Source organism: Pandoraea pneumonica, from assembly GCF_902459645.1.
Taxonomy (GTDB): Bacteria; Pseudomonadota; Gammaproteobacteria; order Burkholderiales; family Burkholderiaceae; genus Pandoraea; species Pandoraea pneumonica.
Window position 1 is genome coordinate 244,898 of sequence record NZ_CABPSK010000005.1, and the last position, 21,050, is coordinate 265,947.

Genomic DNA, 21,050 nt, shown 5'->3' on the forward strand with positions numbered 1-21,050 from the left:
ACGCTCCATGGATGATGATCTGAACGCATCGCTTCGCCCTCTGCGCGAGAAAATCGATGCCATCGACGAGCAGCTCCTCAAGCTGCTCAACCAACGTGCCGCCGTCGCCCTGGAAGTGGGCGAGGTGAAGAAGCGCTTTGGCGCGCCGGTGTTCCGGCCCGAGCGCGAATTGCAGGTGATTTCGCGCCTGCAACAGGCCAATGACGGCCCGCTGTACGGTGACAACCTGGCGTCGATCTGGCGCGAGATCATGTCGGCGAGCCGCGCGCTCGAAAAGGTGATGACCGTGGCCTATCTTGGCCCGGCCGGTACTTACAGTGAACAGGCGGCGTTTACGTACTTCGGGCAGAGCGTCAAAGGCCTGCCGTGCCCGTCGCTCGACGAGGTGTTCCGCGCGGTAGAAGCCGGTAGCGCCGATTTCGGCGTGGTACCGGTCGAAAACTCGACCGAAGGCGTGGTCTCGCGCACGCTGGATTTGCTTTTGCAAAGCCCGTTGACCATCGGCGGCGAAGTCGCACTGCCGATTCATCACAACTTGATGTCGCAATCGGGCGCCCTCGATGGCGTTACCCGTATCTGCTCGCATGCCCAATCGCTCGCACAGTGCCAGCACTGGCTCACCGCGCATTACCCGATGTTGGAGCGTCAGGCGGTATCGAGCAACGCCGAAGCGGCGCGAATGGCCGCGGCCGACCCGGCGATCGCCGCGATTGCCGGTGATTCGGCAGCAACGCAATACGGCTTGCAGATCGCGTTCTCGCATGTGCAGGACGACCCGCATAACCGCACGCGCTTTGTCGTGATCGGCACGCAAGACCCGTCACCGAGCGGCCACGATCAGACGTCGCTGATTCTCTCGGTGCCGAACCGTGCCGGTGCGGTCGTGGCACTGCTCGAACCGCTGGCAAATAACGGCGTGTCGATGACCCGCTTCGAGTCGCGCCCGGCCAAGAGCGGCGCGTGGGAGTACTACTTCTACGTCGACTTCGAAGGCCATCGCGATGATCCCAACGTCGCCAAGGCGCTCGACTCGCTGCGCCAGAATGCGGCGTACTGCAAAGTGCTCGGGTCCTACCCGCGCTCGGCTTGATGCGCGGCAGGCGATAGATCCATGAGTCTGAACAAAGTCGTTATCTGTGGCGTCGGCTTGATCGGCGGTTCGCTCGCACGTGCGCTCAAGACGGCGGACGCCGTCCGGGAGGTCGTCGGTGTCGGGCGCAGTGAAGCGTCGCTGGCGCGTGCCCGCGAGCTGGGCGTGATCGATCGTGCGGCCACGTCGATGGCTGATGCCGTGGCAGGTGCCGACATCGTGGTGCTCGCTGCGCCCGTCGCGCAGACCCCGACGTTGCTCGCGGCCATGCGTGACCATCTGAGCGGCGACACGATTGTCACCGACGCGGGCAGCACGAAGAGCGATGCCGTGGCTGCCGCACGCGAAGCGTTGGGCGACAACGTCTGGCGGTTCGTGCCGGGGCATCCGATTGCCGGTGCCGAATTGTCGGGCGTGGATGCCGCGAAGGCCGATCTGTATCGAGATCGTCGCGTTGTGTTGTGTCCTCAGCCGGAAAACCGCGTCGACGACGTGGCACGCGTGCGCGCGATGTGGGAGGCGACTGGCGCGCGCGTCTCGGAGATGACCGAAACGCAACACGATCGCGTGTTCGCATCGGTCAGTCACTTGCCGCACGTACTCTCTTATGCGCTGATCGCGCAGATTCTCGATGCGCCAGACGCCGCGCTGAAGTTCGGCTTCGCTGGCGGAGGATTTCGCGACTTCACACGAATTGCGGCGTCGAATCCGGAAATGTGGCGCGACATTTGTGTCGCCAATCGCGAGGCGCTGCTGGCCGAGCTCGATGGCTATCTGGCAACGCTCGGGGAATTGCGTCAATTGATCGATGCCGGTGACGGTGCCGGTCTCGAGGCCGTGTTCGTGCGTACGAGTCAGGCGCGTACGGACTGGGCCAAGCAACAGGAAAAGTAATGGAAACGCTCGATCTAGGCCCTTACGGGCACGCCGAAGGCACGCTGCGTCTGCCCGGCTCGAAAAGCATCTCGAATCGGGTGCTGCTGCTCGCCGCGCTATCGCACGGCACCACGCGCGTGCGCGATCTGCTCGAGTCCGACGACACCCGCGTGATGCTCGACGCGCTTGCGGCGCTCGGCGTCACTTGTACACAGGTAGGCGATACCCGCGACTTTATCGTTGAGGGATGCGGGGGTGTGTTTCCGGTCAAGTCGGCGAAGCTTTTCATGGGTAACGCTGGCACGGCCATTCGCCCGTTGACGGCGGCGCTCGCGCTCAGTCATGGTGATTACGATGTGTCGGGTGTGGCCCGCATGCATGAACGTCCGATTGGCGATCTCGTCGACGGCTTGCGTCAACTCGGCGCGCAGATCGACTACCTGGGCAACGCGGGCTATCCGCCGTTGCACATCAAGCCTGCCAATGTTGCGGCACCCGCGGCGCCGATCCGCGTACGTGGTGATGTGTCGAGTCAGTTCCTCACGGCGCTGCTGCTCACGCTGCCGTTGCTGCCGTCGCCCACCGGTGAAATCGTGGTGGAAGTCGAGGGCGAACTGATTTCCAAGCCTTATATCGACATTACGCTGCGTCTGCTGCGCCGTTTTGGCATCGATGTGCGTCAGGACGGCTGGGAGCGCTTCACGCTGCCTGCGGCTGGGGCGGGCGGGGCGAATTACCGCAGCCCGGGTGAAATTCGCGTGGAAGGCGATGCCTCGTCGGCGTCATATTTCCTTGCCGCCGGTGCGATCGGCGGCGGCCCGCTGCGGGTGGAAGGCGTGGGGCGCGACAGTATTCAGGGCGACGTGCGATTCGTCGACGCGCTCGCTGCGATGGGCGCACGCGTCACGATGCGCGACGATGCCATCGAAGTGCACGGCATCGATACCCCCAGCGGCAAGCTGCGCGCGCTCGACATGGACTTCAACCACATCCCCGATGCGGCCATGACCATTGCTGTGGCTGCGTTGTTTGCCGACGGCACGACAACGCTGCGCAATATCGCCAGCTGGCGAGTGAAAGAAACTGACCGACTCGCTGCCATGGCTACCGAGTTGCGCAAGGTCGGTGCGACGGTGGAAGAGGGGGCCGATTACCTGCGTGTGACGCCGCCTACGACACTCACGCCGAACGCGGCCATCGACACCTACGACGATCACCGCATGGCGATGTGTTTCTCGCTGGTGAGCTTGGGCGGTGTGCCGGTGACGATCAATGATCCGAAATGTGTCGCGAAGACGTTTCCGACCTATTTCGATGAGTTTGCCCGCGTAGCGTCGTGATCGGATAGTGCGAGATGGATGGCGGACAGGATTAGCCCTGTCCCGTCATCGTCTGCCAGAGCAGCACGCCGTTGAGTGCCACGATGGCGGCGGCGATGATCCACGCGAGCGCCAAAAGTGCCCCGCGCACGCGCCATTGCCCCATCAACTTGGCATCGCCCGCAAAGCGCACGAGCGGAATCACAGCGAACGGCAGTTGCAGGCTAAGCACCACTTGGCTGAAGATCAGCAGATTGGTAGTTTGGGCTTCGCCGCCGTGGCCGACGATCAGCAGTGCCGGGATCAAGGCGAGCCCGCGCGTGATTAGCGCGCGCTGCCAAGCTTTCATGCGCAGGTTCAGGAAGCCTTCCATGGTGACCTGGCCCGCCAGCGTGGCGGTGACTGTCGAATTCAGACCGCAGGCGAGCAACGCTACCGCGAACATTACGCCCGCCCACTGATTGCCAAGTAATGGGGCAAGCAGTTTATGGGCGTCGCCGAGCGATTCAACGCTGGTGTTGCCGCTGGCATGGAATACGGCTGCCGCAAGAATCAGCAGGGCTGCGTTGATCAGAAACGCGAAGCCGAGCGAGAGTGTGGTGTCCCATTGCGTTGCCCGCAGGGCACGTGCCATCGTGGCTGGCGTGCGTTCCGGCAAGGCCTCGCCACGCATGCGCAGCAGCGCCGAATGCAAGTACAGGTTGTGTGGCATGACCGTAGCACCGAGAATGCCGGTCGCGAGCCAAAGCATGCCGGCCTGCGCGACGATTTCGCTGCGCGGGCGCATGCCGGAAAGTGCGGCGCCCCAATCGGGATTGGCCAGTGCCAGTTGTGCAGCAAAGCAGCCGGCGGTCAGCAAAATGAGGGCGGCCACAGCCCCTTCGAGCCGGCGCTGCCCGAAGCCTTGCAGGCCGAGCATGGCAAAGGCGAGCGCCCCGGCAAGCAACACGCCAACGGGCAATGACAGGCCGAAAAGCAGCTGCAAGGCCACAGCACTGCCGATGATCTCGGCGAGGTCGCAAGCGATGATGGCGATCTCGCAAAGCCCCCATAACGCCAGCGAAGTGCGGCGGCTATACTGGCTACGTGAGAGTTGGGCGAGGTCGCGCCCGGTCACCAGACCGACGCGCGCGGCCAGCCACTGCAACACCAAGGCCATGACGCTCGAGAGCAGCACAACGCTCAGGAGCGTGTAGCCGTAACGGGCGCCCCCGGCGATGGCCGTGGCCCAGTTGCCCGGATCCATATAGCCGACGGCGATCAGCGTGCCCGCGCCGGCGAAGCCCAGCCAGCGCTGCGGACGGCGCGGCGGTTCGTCGGGTGAAGGGGCCCACTCGGGGCTGGCTAAGGGATAATCGCGGCTTTGCATGGCAGTCACATCTTCCGGGACGCGAGTTGCGCCTACATCTAAATGATAATCATTATTATTTGATCTGGAAGTTTTATTTTTCAATGCGTTGGATAGACAGAGACGAAGGGATGCCTGATTCGATGTTCGTGGACGATTCGGTTTCGGTAATTACGGTGGACGGCCCGACGGCGTCCGGCAAGGGCACGGTGGCGCACCGTGTAGCCGACGCGTTGGGTTTTCACTATCTGGATAGTGGTGCGCTCTATCGCCTGACGGCGCTGGCGAGCGCCCGTCACGGCATTGATCCGGACGACGTGAGCGGGCTGACGGTGTTGGCCGAAACGCTCGATGTGCGTTTTAAGGAACAGCGGATCTGGCTGGCCGGCGAGGATGTGACCGATGCCATCCGGGCCGAAGCGATCGGCAACCGAGCGTCGAGCATTGCGGTGCACAAAGCTGTGCGTCAGGCGCTGGTGGCCTTGCAGCGGGGCTTCAAGACCGCGCCGGGGCTGGTGGCGGACGGTCGCGATATGGGCACCGTGATCTTCCCGGAGGCCGAGTTGAAGGTGTTTTTGACCGCTTCACCACAGGCTCGTGCCGAGAGGCGGTATAAGCAATTGATAGAAAAAGGTTTTTCTGCTAACATAGACAGTCTCATGCTGGATCTTGAGGCGCGTGATGCGCGGGATCGAACCCGTGCCGAAGCGCCGCTACGGCCGGCAGAGGGTGCGCGGGTACTCGATACTTCTGGACTCAACGTCGATCAGGCGGTGGCTCAGGTGCTCGAATGGTTCGCGCAAGTGCAGTACCCGCAAGGCGCCTGACCGTGTGTTTCATGCAGTCACTCAGTCAGGATTTGTCTAACCTTTAACCCAACCGTTGTGCGTTTTTGTCAGCCCCCCCTCCGGGATCTGAGACGCCAGCGGCGTAATCCACATTTATGTCCGACCTGCAAACCTCGACCAACGAATCTTTCGCGGCGCTTTTCGAAGAGTCGCTCTCCCGTCAAGACATGCGTGCTGGTGAAGTCATCAGCGCTGAAGTCGTTCGGGTTGACCACAACTTCGTGGTCGTCAACGCCGGGCTCAAGTCCGAAGCGTACATCCCCATCGAAGAATTCCTGAATGATCAGGGCGAGGTCGAAGTTCAGGCCGGCGACTTTGTTTCCGTGGCGATCGACGCCCTGGAAAACGGCTACGGCGACACCGTGCTGTCGCGCGACAAGGCCAAGCGTCTGGCCTCGTGGCTGCAACTGGAAAAGGCTCTCGAATCGGGCGACCTCGTGACCGGTACGATCACCGGCAAGGTCAAGGGCGGCCTGACCGTGATGGTCAACGGCATCCGTGCATTCCTGCCGGGTTCGCTGGTTGACACGCGTCCGATCAAGGACACGACCCCGTACGAAGGCAAGACCCTCGAATTCAAGGTTATCAAGCTCGACCGCAAGCGCAACAACGTTGTGCTGTCGCGCCGTGCCGTGATCGAAGCCACCCAAGGTGAAGAGCGCGCCAAGCTGCTCGAAACCCTGAAGGAAGGCGCGATCGTCAAGGGCGTGGTCAAGAACATCACCGACTACGGCGCGTTCGTGGACCTCGGCGGTATCGACGGCCTGCTGCACATCACCGACATCGCATGGCGTCGTGTGCGTCACCCGAGCGAAGTTCTGTCGGTTGGCCAAGAAGTCACCGCCAAGATCCTCAAGTTCGATCAAGAGAAGGGCCGTGTCTCGCTGGGCGTTAAGCAACTCGGCGAAGATCCGTGGGAAGGCATTGCTCGCCGTTACCCGCAAGGCACCCGCCTGTTCGGCAAGGTCACCAACATCACCGACTACGGCGCATTCGTCGAAGTGGAATCGGGCATCGAAGGCCTGGTTCACGTGTCGGAAATGGATTGGACCAACAAGAACGTTGCCCCGACCAAGGTTGTCCAGCTGGGCGACGAAGTCGAAGTCATGGTGCTCGAGATCGACGAAGACCGTCGTCGTATCAGCCTCGGCATGAAGCAATGCAAGCCGAACCCGTGGGATGACTTCTCGCGCAACTTCAAGAAGGGCGACAAGATCAAGGGCGGCATCAAGTCGATCACCGACTTCGGCGTGTTCATTGGTCTGCCTGGCGGCATCGACGGCCTGGTCCACCTCTCGGATCTGTCGTGGAGCGAAACCGGCGAAGACGCCGTCCGCAAGTACAAGAAGGGCGACGAAGTCGAAGCCGTGGTTCTGGGTATCGACGTCGAGAAGGAACGCATCTCGCTGGGTATCAAGCAGCTCGAAGGCGATCCGTTCAACACGTTCGTTGCTATCAACGACAAGGGCTCGATCGTCAACGGTACGGTCAAGTCGGTTGACCCGAAGGGTGCTGTCGTGTCGCTGGGTGAGGACGTCGAAGGCTACCTGCGTGCTTCGGAAATCTCGCAAGACCGCGTGGAAGATGCTCGCAACGTGCTCAAGGATGGTGACGCCGTCAACGTGATGATCGTCAACATCGACCGCAAGTCGCGCAACATCAACCTGTCGATCAAGGCTAAGGATTCGGCTGAGCAGCAAGAAGCGATGAGCAAGCTGTCGTCGGACAGCTCGGCAGCGAGCGGCACCACCAACCTCGGTGCGCTGCTCAAGGCCAAGCTGGACAGCCAGAATCAGTAAGGTCCAAGGCCTATGACCAAGTCTGAATTGGTCAACCAGTTGGCGGCGCGGTTTCCCCAGTTGGTGCTCAAGGATGCCGATTTCGCGGTGAAGACGATTCTCGACGCGATGGCTGACGCGCTTGCGCGCGGCCACCGTATCGAGATCCGCGGATTCGGTAGTTTTGGGCTCAACCGTCGGCCACCGCGCGTCGGCCGCAACCCCAAGTCGGGTGAGAAAGTGATGGTGCCGGAGAAATTCGTGCCTCACTTCAAGCCTGGTAAGGAACTGCGAGAGCGGGTTGATCACAAGGCGTCGGACCAATAAGGCCCTTTGGGATCTACTACGCAAAAAAAGCGCCCTCGGGCGCTTTTTTTGTTTTTGGCGAATGCAGATGCACGCAATTCCTAGAAATGTGAAGCGCGTTGCATGAACGCCGCCTCTTAGGGCACATCCGGTACAATACGCGCACGTGCCGGCCCGCGCGTAAGCGGCATCTTTGCTGCGTACGAGGCCGGCTCAAGTCGCAAAACATACGGCAATCCTGCCGCAGGAGCCTTTCGGCATGAAGCTGATTGTTTGGATCGTTCGTCTCATCGTCTTCGTGGTGTTGCTGTGTCTCGCACTCGCCAATACGGGCGAGGTCACGTTGAACCTGTTCCTGGGGCATACGTGGACGGCGCCGCTCATCATGATCGGTCTGGCGTTCTTCGTGGTCGGTGGCGTGATCGGTGTGCTGGCAACCTTGCCGAGCCTGACGCGTCAACGGCTGGAACTGCGTCGCACCCGCCGCGATCTGGCCCGTGCGCAGCGCGATCCCGAGGCGAGCGATCAGCCGCCGATGCTGCCGCCGGTATAAGGCGGCAGGCGATCAAGCGGCGACGTTCGCCATCCTCATCGACTGTTTCAAAGACAACACGCATCCATGGAATTCGAGGTCTGGTGGCTTCTGGCCATCCCGGTGATTTTCGGCTGCGGCTGGGTCGCTGCGCGACTGGATTTGCGCAGCCTGCTCTCCGAGAGCCGTAACTTGCCGGCGTCCTATTTTCGCGGGCTGAACTTTCTGCTCAACGAGCAGCCGGACAAGGCAATCGATGCCTTCATCGAAGTCGCAAAGCTCGACCCCGAGACCACCGAACTGCACTTTGCGCTCGGCAGCCTGTTTCGCCGTCGCGGCGAGACCGAGCGTGCCATTCGTGTGCATCAGAACTTGCTTTCGCGCGACGACTTGCCTAAGTCCGATCAGGAGCATGCGCTCTACGAACTCGGCCACGATTTTCTGAAGGCAGGGCTGCTCGATCGCGCCGAAGAAGCCTTTGGCCGTTTGCAAACCGGCAACTACGCCAAGGCCGCCCAGCACGCCAAGCTCACGATTTATCAAATCGAGAAAGAGTGGCGCAAGGCGCTCGCCGAGGCGGAGACGCTCAGCGATCTCGACCCCGCCGTGTCATATCGCAAGGAGATTGCACAGTTCCATTGCGAACTTGCGCAGGAAGCCTTGCAGCGCAAGGACGCCGAAGCGGTCGCGCGTGAGCTGGACGCTGCGCTCGACGTGAATCCCGCCAACGTACGCGCGCCGCTGTTGCGTGGCGATATGCTGCTGGCCGCGGGCGATGCGGAAGGCGCGCTGCGCGTGCTGCGCACGATCGAAGAGCAGAACCCCGTCTATCTGGGGCTGGCCGCCAAGCGCCTGATGAAGGCGTACGAAGCGCTGGGCCGTGCGCCGGAAGGGCTGGCGTTGCTGCACGATGCTCTGCTGCGCAACCCCTCGGACGATCTGCTTGAGATCGTCTACGAAAAGACACTCGCTTTGCACGGCCCCGAAGCCGCGCTCAAGGTGATGCGCGAGCAGATGCAGCGTGCGCCGAGCGCCCCGGGTATGGCGCGCTTGCTCGAAGCGCACGCCGTGACCGCGCATGGCGAGACGCAGGCGGACCTGCAACTGATGGGCAAGCTCATCACGCAACGTACGAAGTCGCTGCCGCGCTATGTTTGCGACCAGTGCGGCTTCCGCGCCCGACTCTTTTACTGGCAGTGCCCCGGCTGTAATGGCTGGGAGACCTACACGCCGCGACGTGCCGACGTGCCGGCGGCCTCCTAATTTTTTTAAGTTCGCGCAATCATGAAAGTCACTATCATCGGCTCCGGTTACGTCGGCCTTGTTACGGGCGCTTGTCTGGCAGACGTCGGCAACGACGTGTTCTGTCTGGACGTCGATCCGCGCAAGATCGAGATCCTTAACAACGGCGGCGTGCCTATCCACGAGCCGGGTCTGCAAGAGATCATCGCGCGCAATCGCGAGGCGGGCCGCCTGCATTTCTCGACGGACGTCGAAGCGTCGGTCGCCCACGGCGAAGTGCAATTCATCGCCGTGGGGACGCCCCCCGACGAAGACGGCTCGGCCGACCTGCAATACGTGGTCGCCGCTGCACGCAACATCGGTCGCTACGCCAAGGAATTCAAAGTCATCGTCGACAAGTCGACCGTGCCGGTGGGCACGGCAGACAAGGTTCGCGCGGCCGTGAGCGACGAACTGGCCAAACGTGGCGAAGCCTTGTCGTTCTCGGTGGTCTCGAACCCCGAGTTCCTGAAGGAAGGCGCGGCCGTGGACGATTTCATGCGCCCCGACCGGATCGTGATCGGTGTCGACGACGACGCCGACGGCCAACAGGCGCGCGCCATGATGAAGCGTCTGTATTCGCCGTTCAATCGCAATCACGAACGCACGCTCTACATGGATGTGCGCTCGGCAGAGTTCACGAAATACGCCGCCAACGCGATGCTCGCAACGCGTATCTCGTTCATGAATGAATTGGCCAATCTGGCCGACCGCGTGGGCGCCGACATCGAAAACGTGCGTCAGGGCATCGGCTCGGACCCGCGTATCGGCTATCACTTCCTCTACGCTGGTTGCGGCTACGGCGGCTCGTGCTTCCCGAAGGACGTGCAGGCGCTGGTGCGCACGGCGGACGACTACGGCCTGCCGCTGCGCATTCTCGATGCGGTGGAAGCCGTCAACGAGACCCAGAAGACCGTGCTGATCGGCAAGATCGTGAAACGTCTGGGTGAAGACCTTTCGGACAAGACGTTCGCCCTTTGGGGCCTCGCGTTCAAGCCGAACACCGACGACATGCGCGAAGCCCCGAGCCGTCGCGTGATTGCCGAATTGGTGGCGCGCGGTGCACGTGTGCGTGTCTACGATCCGGTGGCGCTTGAAGAAGCGCGCCGCGTCATTGCACTCGACTTCGAGAACGACCCCACGGCACATGCGCGCATTGAATTCTGCACGTCGCAGAACGATGCACTCACGGGGGCCGACGCGCTGGTGATCGTCACAGAATGGAAGGCCTTCCGCAGCCCGGACTTTGCCCGCGTGAAGGCGTCGCTGTCGATGCCGCTGATCTTCGACGGCCGCAACCTCTACGATCCGGAAGCGATGCGCGAGCTGGGCGTGGAATACCACGCCATCGGCCGTGGCTTGCACGTGCCTGCCTGAGTTTCGAGGAGCGACGCATGACATCGACGGCAACTTCGCTCACTCGCACGGTGCAAGCGCCGGGCGTGCCCAATGTTCCTCGTGAAGCCTTCGCGCGTGCGCGTGTGCTGATCGTTGGCGACGTGATGCTCGACCGCTATTGGTTCGGCGACGTCAATCGCATTTCCCCGGAAGCGCCGGTGCCTGTCGTGCACGTCAAGCGTAACGAGGAGCGGTTGGGCGGCGCGGCCAACGTGGCACTCAATGCGACGTCGTTGGGCGCGAAAGCAGGCCTGCTGTGCGTGCTGGGGCAGGACGAACCGGGCAACCGCGTGACCGATCTGCTCGACGCCAGCGGCGTGACCTCGTACGTCACACGCGATGCCGAACTGGCCACCACGATCAAGCTGCGCATCGTCTCGCGTCAGCAGCAATTGCTGCGTATCGATTTCGAGAATCTGCCGGCACGCGAAGTGCTGCTGGCCGTGCTCGATCAGTATCGTCAGTTGGTGAACGACTACGACGTCGTCCTGCTGTCGGACTATGCCAAGGGCGGTCTGACGCATGTTCAGCCGATGATCGAAGCGGCGCGTGCGGCCGGTAAGGCGGTGCTCGTCGATCCGAAGGGCAGCGATTACGAACGCTATCGCGGCGCGACGATCCTGACGCCCAACCGATCGGAGTTGCAGCAAGTGGTCGGCGAATGGCGTTCTGAAGACGATTTGACGCAACGCGCGCAGAACCTGCGCGAGTCGCTCGACCTCGAAGCGCTGCTGCTTACGCGCTCGGAAGAGGGGATGACCCTCTTCACGGCGACCGGCGCGTTGCACGTGCCGGCGCAGGCACGCGAAGTGTATGATGTCTCGGGCGCGGGCGACACCGTTATTGCGACGCTCGCGGCGTCACTTTCCGCCGGGTTGCCGCTGCCGCAGGCGGTGGTGCTGGCGAATCGCGCCGGCAGTATCGTCGTCGGCAAGCTCGGCACGGCGAGCGTGGACTACTCCGAACTTTTCCCGAACTGACATGACCATCATCGTGACCGGCGCCGCCGGGTTCATCGGCGCTAACCTCGTCAAAGCCCTCAACGAGCGCGGCGAGACCGACATCGTGGCGGTCGACAATCTCACCCGTGCCGACAAGTTTCGCAATCTGGTGGATTGCGAGATCAGCGACTACCTCGACAAGACCGATTTCGTCGCGCGCTTTCAGCGCCGTGAGTTCGGTCGCGTGCGTGCCATTTTTCATGAAGGCGCCTGCTCCGACACCATGGAGACCGACGGCCGCTACATGATGGAGAACAACTTTCGCTATACGCGGGCGTTGTTCGACGCATCGCTCGCTCAGGCGGTGCCGTTCCTCTACGCCTCGTCGGCGGCGACCTATGGCGCATCGGAGACCTTCGTCGAGTCGCGCGAATACGAGAAGCCGCTGAACGTCTACGGCTACTCGAAGTTTCTGTTCGATCAAATTGTGCGCCGCGCCATGCGCGAGGCGGGCGGCAAGCTGCCGAGTCAGGTGGCCGGTTTCCGTTACTTCAACGTGTACGGCGCGCGCGAAGCGCACAAGGGCCGTATGGCGTCGGTGGCGTTCCACAACTTCAACGAATTCCGCGCTAATGGCCGCGTGAAGCTCTTCGGTGAGTACAACGGCTACGCCGCCGGTACGCAAAGCCGCGACTTCGTGTCAGTGGAAGACGTGGTCAAGGTCAACCTGCACTTCTTCGACCACCCGGAGCGCAGCGGCATCTTCAATCTGGGCACGGGCCGCGCGCAGCCGTTCAACGACATCGCTGTGGCGGTGATCAACACGCTGCGCGAAGAGAAGGGCGAAGCGCCGCTGGGACTCGAAGAACTGGTGCGCCAGGGGCTGATCGAGTACATCGATTTCCCGGACGCACTGCGCGGCAAGTACCAGTGCTTTACGCAGGCGAGCATTGAGCATCTGCGTCAGGCGGGCGGTTATACGCAGCCGTTCTACACGGTGGGCGAGGGCGTCTCGCGCTACGTGCGCTGGCTGCTGGCACAATGAGCCGCGCCGCGATGCCAGTCGGCTGAATCGCTTGAACGACGGGGAGCCCAGTGGGTTCCCCGTTTTGTTTTGGGGCGAAGTTGGGGGAGCGGGCACCCGGATGTCATCCGGACGCGCCTGAGCGCGTTAACCTCGATATACGTGTCAATTGCGCGTATCCATTCCCGGCAACCGATGCCGTCGGTCGGCGCCGCCGGGGGATGTTGTTCTGACTACGCAAGGGTTGAGAAGGGTGCGTAGGGCTGCCGAAGGGCAGCAAAGGGAGGGGGTGGCCGAGAGGGCATCACGATCCGCTCGTCATCGCCGGTCTTGTTCGCCGAGTCACGCCGTTTTTCCCCGGTCGTCTCGCATGCGCCGGACGCAGGGCGCGGCAAGTCTCGGACTGTCTCAAAAAGGATTGCACCATGCTCCGCAAGCTCTTGCTGGCAGTTGTTACCTTTTTCGCCCTGTGCGGCCTGGCCATGGCCGCCGTCGATATCAACACCGCCGACCAGGCGACCCTCGAATCGCTCAAAGGCATTGGTCCCGTCAAATCCAAAGCCATCATCGACGAGCGCAACGCCCACGGACCATACAAAGATGCCGCCGACGTGGCCAATCGCGTCAAGGGGCTGGGCACCAAGTCGGTCTCGACGCTGCAATCGGAAGGGATGACGATTAACGGCCAGGGCGGCGGCACACCGGCGGCGGCAGCGGCCAAGCCCGCAACACCTGCTGCGCCGACACCGCCCGCCGCTCAGACGCCTGCCGCGCCCGCCAAGCCAGCACCGGCCACGGCACAGGCACCGGCTGCCCCGGCACCTGCCACGACCATGAAACCTGCGCCGTCGAGCACGATGTCGCCCGCACCGGGCACTGCGATGAAGTCTACGGGCCCGGCAATGACGGCTAACCCTGCGGCGACTGCTGCGCCTGCTGCAACGACGGCGACGGCAGCGACCGCTGCGTCGGCTGCCGACACCACGGCCAAGACGAAGTCGTCGAAGTCGAAGAAGGCTAAGGACGCAACCACCGCCGCCGCACCGGCAGGGGCCTCGGCGGCAGCCGCAACCGCAACGGCACCGGCAGCGGATGCTAAGGCCACCAAGTCGAGTAAATCGAAATCGTCGAAGGCTTCGGCGGCTACCGCTGCGCCGTCGACGGCATCGGCACCCGCTGCGGCCACCGACGCCGCACCGGCAAAGTCGAGCAAGTCGAAGAAAGCCAAAGCCCCGGCGGCGGCTAGTGCGCCCAAGGCGTAACGTCGCGTAAAGCGGCAAAGCAAAAGCGGGCCGATTCGGGCAATAACACGCCTGAATCGGCCCTCTGCATTTGATGCGCGGGCATTGCGCTAACCCATACCGTCAGCGCGGACATGGCCGGTGGATTAGAATGTTTCGATTCCCGACCGAAAAAGCTTAGCGCAATGGCCTATAAGACTATCGAAGACACCATCGGCAACACGCCGCTGGTGCAACTGGTGCGTTTGCCCGACGACGAAATCCGCCGCCGCAACAACGTGATTCTCGGCAAGCTCGAAGGCAACAACCCGGCCGGCTCGGTGAAAGATCGTCCGGCGCTCTCGATGATCAAGCACGCCGAACTGCGCGGGCGTATCAAACCGGGCGACACCTTGATCGAAGCCACCTCGGGTAACACCGGCATCGCACTGGCCATGGCCGCTGCGATTCGCGGTTACAAGATGGTGCTGATCATGCCCGAAGACCTGTCGATCGAGCGTCGTCAGAGCATGGGCGCATACGGCGCCGAGATTATCCTGACGCCGGTGAAGGGCGGCATGGAATATGCCCGCGATCTCGCCGAACAGATGCAGCGCGATGGCCGCGGCATCATCCTCGATCAGTTCGCCAACCCGGACAATCCGCTCGCGCACTACGAGAGCACCGGCCCCGAAATCTGGCGTGACACCGAAGGCCGCATCACGCACTTCGTCTCGGCCATGGGGACGACGGGCACGATCATGGGCGTCTCGCAATACCTGAAGGAAAAGAACGACGCGGTGCAGATCATCGGTGCCGAGCCGGCTGAAGGCTCGCGCATTCCGGGCATTCGCAAATGGCCTGAAGCGTATCTGCCGAAGATTTTCGACCGTGCACGCGTGGATCGCACGATCTCGGTGACGCAGGCGGAAGCGGAGATCATGGCGCGCCGCCTCGCTGCGGAAGAGGGTATTTTCTGCGGTATTTCGGCGGCTGGCGCTTGCCAGATCGCGTTGAATCTTGCGCATGAAGTCGAGAACGCGACCATCGTGTTCGTCGTCTGCGACCGCGGCGATCGTTATCTGTCGACGGGCGTGTTTCCGGCGTAACGAGCGGTGCATTAAACGACGCGACACGCGCGTGATCGTCGCATAACGAAACCTCGCGCGAATGTAGAAACGGGACCTTGCGGTCCCGTTTTCATTGGTGGCTCGGTAATCAGCGCCGAGCCTTGCTAAGGCGATCTCAGGGCGCGCGTGCGGCCTTGATCGCGTCGGCCAGGTCGTACACCGACATCGCGTAGAAGAAGCTGCGGTTGTAGCGCGTGAGCACGTAGAAGTTATTCAGCCCCATGCGGTACTGCGTGGCTTCGCCCGGCGTAGGCAAGTCGACGATCAGCACCGGCGTGTCGAGCTTTGCGCCCACATCGAGACGCGGCTCGTTCATCAACATCCCAGCCTTGATGAAGTCACCGAGTTTCCAGTGCGGCTCGGGCTGACCGTCGGCACCGGCTTCCGCCAGCCCCTGACTCCCGCGGTCGTTCGCAATATTCCACACCACAGGCTGACCGCTTTGCCAGCCGTGCTGCTTGAGGAAGTTAGCCACGCTGCCGATGGCATCGGCGACATCGTTCGTTAGATTGATCTTGCCGTCGCCGCTGTAGTCGACCGCATAGTTGCGAATCGACGACGGCATGAACTGCGGAATGCCGATGGCGCCCGCGTACGAACCATAGATGCTGAACGGATCGACCGCGCGCTCGCGTGCGTACAGCAGCAGGTTTTCGAGCTCGTTGCGGAAGAGCGCCATGCGCTCGGAACGGTTGCGCGCAGGCGGGTAATCGAATGCGAGCGTCGTGAGCGCATCGATGGTGCGGAAGTTGCCCATGTTGCGCCCGTAGATCGTCTCGACGCCGATGATGGCGACGATGATCTCTTCGGGCACGCCGTACTGCTGCGCGGCGCGCGCGAGCGTATCGGCGTTCTGATTCCAGAACCGCACGCCGCCATTGATGCGCGTGTTATCGAGAAAGCGCTTCTCGTAGTTTTTCCAATTCTTCTGCCCCGGCACGGCGGGCGGTGCCGCAAGACGTGCCGCAGTTTGCGAGAACACGACGCGCGAGAAGATCTTCTGCAATTCGGCGCGATTGAAGCCGTCACGCGCGACCACGTCGTTAATAAACGCGTCGACTTCCGGGTTGGCCGCGTAGCGCTGCGGCACCACTTCTTCTTCGAACTCTGTCGATTGCTGAGCAACCTGCTTGGGACGTGCCGATTGTGCTTGCGCACTGGACACACCCAGCATCGTCATGGCGAAGGCGCCGACACAAAGAGCAGTGCCGAGTACGCGTATCGGACGCGCGAGTTGCAGGGGGAGGCGCGATTGCGCCGGCGGGAGAGAATCGTACATCCGTACCGGTGATGTCATGCTGTCTGTCAGGCCTGTATGAAGTCCGAATGCGAACTGCCGGTGTGACTGGCGGTATCGCGTGAGCGTTTCGTCTAGCGGTTACGTCTAGAGCGTCGGTCATTCGTGTGGGTTCCGGCCAATTCGCAGAATTGCGGGTTTGCAGCACTGCGAAAGGCCTTTGCCAACTGACACGGGTCTGCTGGAAAGAGACTGCTTGGCAGTATAACCGAGTGCACCTGTGATACCTTAAGGCCTGTGCACTGTCAGTGACAGGCTCATGGGGGATGTCCGCCATCGGCAGGCGTTTGCCAGTGTTTGCCAATGAAGACTGGTGCAATCCGGCTCACGCTCGCCAGGCTTCTCGCCCGGCCGCTACCGGACGTGGAGACTACGGCGCGGCGGGTATCCCCCGCCTCGTTCCAATACAACGATACGAACGCGACACATCGAATGGCTACCGGGTTTTATACGCACCCCGATTGCGTCCGTCACGAGATGGGCGAGTGGCATCCGGAATGTCCCGAGCGGCTGCGCGCCATCGAGGATCAACTGATCGCCGGGCGCATCGACGGCTTGCTCGAGCGCCGTGAAGCGCCTGCGGCCGACGAGTCCAGCTTGCGACTCGTGCACACGCAAGATCACATCGACTTCATCCGCGACAATATCCCCGAAACGGGTTATTTCCCTATCGATCCCGACACGTTGCTCAACCCGTACTCGTGGCGTGCTGCCACGCGCGCGGCGGGGGCTGCCGTGGCGGCGACCGATGCGGTGATTCGCGGCGAACTGGACAACGCGTTTTGCAGCGTGCGCCCGCCGGGCCATCACGCGACGCCTACGCGCGCCATGGGCTTCTGCCTGTTCAACAACGTGGCGATTGCGGCGGCCCACGCGCTCGAAGTGCATGGGCTCTCGCGGGTCGCCATCGTCGACTTCGATGTGCACCACGGCAACGGCACCGAAGCGGCGTTCGCCAACGACGATCGTGTGTTGATGTGCGGCATCTTCCAGCACCCGTTCTATCCGTTTTCGGGGGCGGATCACCCCGCACCGAACATGCTCAACATTCCGCTCTCGGCGCGTACGTCGGGCATGGCGGCGCGCGAGGCGATCGATTACGGATGGCTGGGGCAGCTCGATGCGTTCCGTCCCGAGATGATCTTCTTCTCGGCAGGCTTCGATGCGCACCGCGAAGACGATCTCGGCAATCTGGGCCTCACCGAGGCGGATTTCACATGGATTACCGAGCGGGTGAAGGCGATTGCCGACCGTCATGCGAAGGGCCGCATCGTCAGTTGCCTCGAGGGCGGCTATAACCTCTCGGCATTGGGCCGCAGCGTTGTCGCGCATCTGAAGGTGCTCGCCGACGTTTGAGCGGTGCCCCGTTCGATGCCGCGCGGCATGACGTGGCACAGGAGACGATCATGACGGCTTCCACTGCCACCGATGAACCGCTGGTACTCGTTACGCACGGCGAGGGTGATCTCGCCGGTGTGACGACGCTCACGCTCAATCGTCCGCGCCAGTTCAACGCCTTGTCGGAAGCGATGCTCGACGCGCTGCAACGTGCGCTCGACGCCGTTGCAAACGACGACACCGTGCGTGTGGTGGTGCTGGCTGCGTCGGGCGCAGCATTCTGCGCAGGCCACGACCTCAAGGAAATGCGTGCCGAGCCATCGCTCGATTACTATCGGCGGCTTTTCAACCAATGCACCCGCGTGATGATGACGATGCAGCGCATGCCGCAGCCCGTCATCGCCCGTGTGCACGGCATTGCCACCGCAGCGGGTTGTCAGTTGGTGGCGATGTGCGATCTTGCCGTCGCCGCGTCCGCAGCGCGCTTTGCCGTATCGGGCATCAATGTGGGGCTGTTTTGCGCGACACCGGGCGTCGCGCTGTCGCGCAATCTGTCGCGCAAGCAGGCGATGGAGATGCTGCTGACCGGCGACTTCATCGACGCACCGACGGCGCGCGAGCGAGGGCTCATCAACCGAGTCGTGCCGATGGAAAAGCTCGATGCGGAAGTGGCGGCGCTATGTGCGTCGATCCTGGCGAAGCCCGCAGCGGCTGTCGCTGCCGGTAAGGGCCTCTTCTACCGCCAGTTGGAGACGGGAATCGAAGCGGCCTATCAGATGGCCGGTCAGACGATGGCCTGCAACATGATGGACGATTGCGCGCTCGAAGGCGTGCAGGCGTTTATCGAGAAGCGCGCGCCGGGTTGGGCGAAGTCGTAAGCGTCACCGGTTCACCATTGCTTCTCTAGCACCAGCGGGCCCGGCGTCGCCGTGCGGCTCACCGCATAGCCCTTGCCGGTGAACCACGCACGCAGTTCCTTCACCATATCCGGGTTGCCGCACACCATGATGCGCGACGTGGCAGGGTCCAGCGTCGTCCCCATCGACTGCTCCAGTTCTCCCGATTCCAGCAACGAGGTGATGCGCCCGAAGAGCGCTCCGGGCGTCTGCTCGCGCGTCACGCATACGCCAAAGTGCAGCTTTGCGACGAGCGCCGGATCGACGTCGGGATGCGAGAAGTGGCGCAACTCCTCGTAATAAGCGAGGTCGCGTTCCCAGCGCACACTGTGCACGACATAAATCTTTTCAAAGCGTTGCCAGACGGCCGGATCGCGCAGAATCGATACGAACGGCGCGAGGCCCGTGCCCGTGGCGAGTAGCCAGAGGTCGTTGCCGCCGGTGAAGCGATCGAGCGTCAGAAAGCCGTAGGAGGTGTGATCGACGAACATCTCGTCGCCCACTTTGAGCTTCGACATGCGTGGTGTCAGCAGCCCTTCGGGAATGGTGATTACATAGAACTCCAATGTATCTTCCGCGGGGGAATTCACGAAAGAGTAAGCCCGCCAGATCAAGTTGCCGTCGTCGCCGGGTAGGCCGAGCCGCACGAATTGGCCTGGCGCGAATTGCAATCCGGGCGGGCGTGTGGTCTTGATGCTGAAGATCGTCGGCGTCCAGAAGTGCACGCCGGTGACGGTTTGCGGCGAGTATTTCGTCTGCGCTTGCATGCCGGTGCTCCTCGCGAATGCGAACGAGACCAGTGTAACGCGCAGGACGGCGTACCGGGACGAGACCCTGCTCCCGTGCTGGGATCGCAGGGCGCTCGCCCGTCAGCCTTCACCCGTCACCGGTTATCGGCCTTAGACGCTGTCGTGTGCGGGTTCGGGCGTTTTGGCGAGCGGCAGATGCTGCAACATCCACTGCGTGAGGTCGCCGATGACCTTCTCCCGATCGAGATCGTTGAGCGTTTCGTGAAAGTGCCCTGGATAGAGGCGAAGCGTCTTGTCCTGCGAGCCCGCGTTGTGATGGAACTGTTCGCTGGCCCACGGCGCGGTGAGCTTGTCGGCGGTGCCATGAAAGATATACAGCGGCAGGTGCAGCGCGTCGGCATTGGCGTGGATACGTGCCATCGCGTCGAGCAGTTCGGCCGCCGTGCGCGCGGGGGTGCCGCGATAGGCGTTCAGCGGGTCTTGCTTGGCGGCGTCGACGACGCTCTTGTCGCGCGAGATCATCGCCGGATCGATTTTGAAAACCGGCACTTTCGGCAACCAGCGCGACACCCAGCGTCCCGCCTTGGCCATCCACGGTGCTACCGGCTCGCCGGGGGCGAGGGCGGGGCTGCTGAGCATGAGACCGCGCACGTGAGCGGGCGCACGCGTGATGGTGTAGAGCGCTGCAATGGCGCCGCCCATGCTGTGGCCGAGTACGAACAACGGCACTTGTCCGAACGTGTGGCGAACATGGGTGAGGAAGATCTCGGTGTCGTCGAGATACTCGTTGAAGTCGTTGATGAAGACGCGCGCGCCGGCCGAGCGGCCGTGTCCGCGCAAGTCGTACGTGATGGTGGCGATCTGATGCGCTGCAAAATGCGCGGCGAGCCGCGCGTAACGTCCGCCATGTTCACCCATGCCGTGCACGATGGCGACCACTGCGCGTAGCGGTTCAGTCGTGTTCTCCGGCCGCCAGCTTTGTACGTGCAATTCGAGGCCGTCGCTGGCCTTCAGACGCGATTCCGAATGCGTGGTCATGTCTTCCTCCTCGCCCGGTGGCAGGGCGCTTGTCACCGAATTCCGAATTGATTTCCGGTAAGCCGTCATGCGTGCGACGGTCTGAATTCCGGGTGCGCCATTCGATCATAGGCGCCCTTGCGACGGGTGGATTTCTCTAGAGGAAATGCACCACGAAGACACTGGTTGAGCGTCACGATTTGCATAAAAATAGCACGATCGTTCGGGCAGTGACGGCGTCCTGGTGGTTTCAGTGCGCTTGTCAGCTTGGGTCCGGCACCGCTATCGCGAGGATCGCGCATATGTGGCTTCACTCAGAGGGAGATTGAGTCTTTGCCACAAAATGCCAAAAATATGCAATAAATGCGTCATCAACCCTGTGGTTATAATGGCAGCGGATTGACGTAAACGTAACTTTGGAGCGAGTTCATGAAGATCCTGGTACCGGTCAAACGGGTAGTGGATTACAACGTAAAGGTTCGCGTGAAGAGCGACGGCAGTGGCGTCGACATCGCGAACGTGAAGATGTCGATGAATCCGTTCGACGAAATCGCGGTGGAAGAGGCGGTGCGTCTGAAGGAAGCAGGCGTGGCGACGGAAGTGATTGCGGTCTCGGCAGGTGTGGCGCAATCGCAAGAAACGCTGCGCACGGCGCTGGCGAT

Annotated in this window: 20 protein-coding genes; 16 read left to right on the forward strand and 4 right to left on the reverse strand. The window is 62.4% G+C overall.

The window, feature by feature from the left end:
• The first annotated feature begins 7 nt into the window (after positions 1-7).
• The 3 genes from pheA to aroA are packed head-to-tail and all read left to right on the forward strand — an operon-like array spanning position 8 to position 3,306.
• Positions 8-1,090, forward strand: a complete 1,083-nt coding sequence (gene pheA, locus PPN31114_RS23560; RefSeq protein WP_150681952.1) for a prephenate dehydratase — start codon at positions 8-10, stop codon at positions 1,088-1,090.
• A 21-nt stretch (positions 1,091-1,111) separates the two neighbouring features.
• Positions 1,112-1,984 (forward strand): prephenate dehydrogenase, encoded by an 873-nt coding sequence (locus PPN31114_RS23565; protein ID WP_150681953.1) that lies wholly within the window; start codon positions 1,112-1,114, stop codon positions 1,982-1,984.
• Entirely contained in the window at positions 1,984-3,306 is a 1,323-nt protein-coding gene (gene aroA / locus PPN31114_RS23570) for a 3-phosphoshikimate 1-carboxyvinyltransferase (protein ID WP_150681954.1), read from the forward strand. The genes PPN31114_RS23565 and aroA overlap by 1 nt, the downstream gene beginning before the upstream one ends.
• A 31-nt stretch (positions 3,307-3,337) precedes the next feature.
• Here aroA and PPN31114_RS23575 read toward each other — a convergent pair whose 3' ends face one another.
• Positions 3,338-4,654 (reverse strand): Nramp family divalent metal transporter, encoded by a 1,317-nt coding sequence (locus PPN31114_RS23575; protein ID WP_150681955.1) that lies wholly within the window; start codon positions 4,652-4,654, stop codon positions 3,338-3,340.
• 110 nt (positions 4,655-4,764) lie between these two features.
• Here PPN31114_RS23575 and cmk point away from each other — a divergent pair, with 110 nt between their 5' ends.
• The 10 genes from cmk (at position 4,765) to cysM (ending at position 15,070) form a co-directional block, all read left to right on the forward strand.
• Complete coding sequence (cmk, locus tag PPN31114_RS23580) at positions 4,765-5,460, forward strand: (d)CMP kinase (RefSeq protein WP_150681956.1); 696 nt, start codon at positions 4,765-4,767, stop codon at positions 5,458-5,460.
• Between the two features lie 116 nt (positions 5,461-5,576).
• Positions 5,577-7,280, forward strand: coding sequence for a 30S ribosomal protein S1 (gene rpsA, locus PPN31114_RS23585; RefSeq protein WP_150681957.1), 1,704 nt, complete (start codon positions 5,577-5,579; stop codon positions 7,278-7,280).
• Between the two features lie 12 nt (positions 7,281-7,292).
• On the forward strand, positions 7,293-7,586 hold the full coding sequence (locus PPN31114_RS23590; protein ID WP_017232087.1) for an integration host factor subunit beta: 294 nt from the start codon (positions 7,293-7,295) through the stop codon (positions 7,584-7,586).
• 238 nt (positions 7,587-7,824) lie between these two features.
• Entirely contained in the window at positions 7,825-8,118 is a 294-nt protein-coding gene (locus PPN31114_RS23595) for a LapA family protein (RefSeq protein ID WP_150681958.1), read from the forward strand.
• Positions 8,119-8,184: 66 nt separating this feature from the next.
• Positions 8,185-9,360, forward strand: coding sequence for a lipopolysaccharide assembly protein LapB (lapB, locus tag PPN31114_RS23600; RefSeq protein ID WP_150681959.1), 1,176 nt, complete (start codon positions 8,185-8,187; stop codon positions 9,358-9,360).
• 21 nt (positions 9,361-9,381) lie between these two features.
• Entirely contained in the window at positions 9,382-10,755 is a 1,374-nt protein-coding gene (locus tag PPN31114_RS23605; RefSeq protein WP_150681960.1) for a UDP-glucose dehydrogenase family protein, read from the forward strand.
• A gap of 17 nt (positions 10,756-10,772) precedes the next feature.
• Entirely contained in the window at positions 10,773-11,756 is a 984-nt protein-coding gene (gene rfaE1, locus PPN31114_RS23610) for a D-glycero-beta-D-manno-heptose-7-phosphate kinase (protein ID WP_150681961.1), read from the forward strand.
• 1 nt (position 11,757) lies between these two features.
• Entirely contained in the window at positions 11,758-12,762 is a 1,005-nt protein-coding gene (gene rfaD / locus PPN31114_RS23615) for an ADP-glyceromanno-heptose 6-epimerase (protein WP_150681962.1), read from the forward strand.
• Positions 12,763-13,166: 404 nt separating this feature from the next.
• Positions 13,167-14,003 carry a ComEA family DNA-binding protein gene (locus PPN31114_RS23620; RefSeq protein WP_150681963.1) on the forward strand — a complete coding sequence of 279 codons (837 nt, stop codon included), beginning with the start codon at positions 13,167-13,169 and terminating at the stop codon, positions 14,001-14,003.
• 164 nt (positions 14,004-14,167) lie between these two features.
• Positions 14,168-15,070 (forward strand): cysteine synthase CysM, encoded by a 903-nt coding sequence (gene cysM, locus PPN31114_RS23625; RefSeq protein WP_150681964.1) that lies wholly within the window; start codon positions 14,168-14,170, stop codon positions 15,068-15,070.
• Between the two features lie 136 nt (positions 15,071-15,206).
• Here cysM and mltB read toward each other — a convergent pair whose 3' ends face one another.
• Positions 15,207-16,271, reverse strand: coding sequence for a lytic murein transglycosylase B (mltB, locus tag PPN31114_RS23630; RefSeq protein ID WP_246182718.1), 1,065 nt, complete (start codon positions 16,269-16,271; stop codon positions 15,207-15,209).
• Positions 16,272-16,820: 549 nt separating this feature from the next.
• On the opposite strand from mltB, the gene PPN31114_RS23635 reads away from it, so the two are divergent.
• A complete protein-coding gene (locus PPN31114_RS23635) occupies positions 16,821-17,744 on the forward strand; it encodes a histone deacetylase family protein (protein WP_150681966.1) in 924 nt (307 codons plus the stop codon).
• A 50-nt stretch (positions 17,745-17,794) separates the two neighbouring features.
• A complete protein-coding gene (locus PPN31114_RS23640; protein ID WP_150681967.1) occupies positions 17,795-18,604 on the forward strand; it encodes an enoyl-CoA hydratase in 810 nt (269 codons plus the stop codon).
• An 11-nt stretch (positions 18,605-18,615) separates the two neighbouring features.
• Here PPN31114_RS23640 and PPN31114_RS23645 read toward each other — a convergent pair whose 3' ends face one another.
• Complete coding sequence (locus tag PPN31114_RS23645) at positions 18,616-19,389, reverse strand: ferredoxin--NADP reductase (protein ID WP_150681968.1); 774 nt, start codon at positions 19,387-19,389, stop codon at positions 18,616-18,618.
• A 132-nt stretch (positions 19,390-19,521) separates the two neighbouring features.
• Positions 19,522-20,409 (reverse strand): alpha/beta hydrolase, encoded by an 888-nt coding sequence (locus PPN31114_RS23650; protein ID WP_174988433.1) that lies wholly within the window; start codon positions 20,407-20,409, stop codon positions 19,522-19,524.
• A 408-nt stretch (positions 20,410-20,817) separates the two neighbouring features.
• Between PPN31114_RS23650 and PPN31114_RS23655 the strand changes: the two genes are divergently transcribed.
• Positions 20,818-21,050: electron transfer flavoprotein subunit beta/FixA family protein (locus tag PPN31114_RS23655; protein ID WP_425325287.1), on the forward strand; the 233-nt coding region annotated here is incomplete at its 3' end.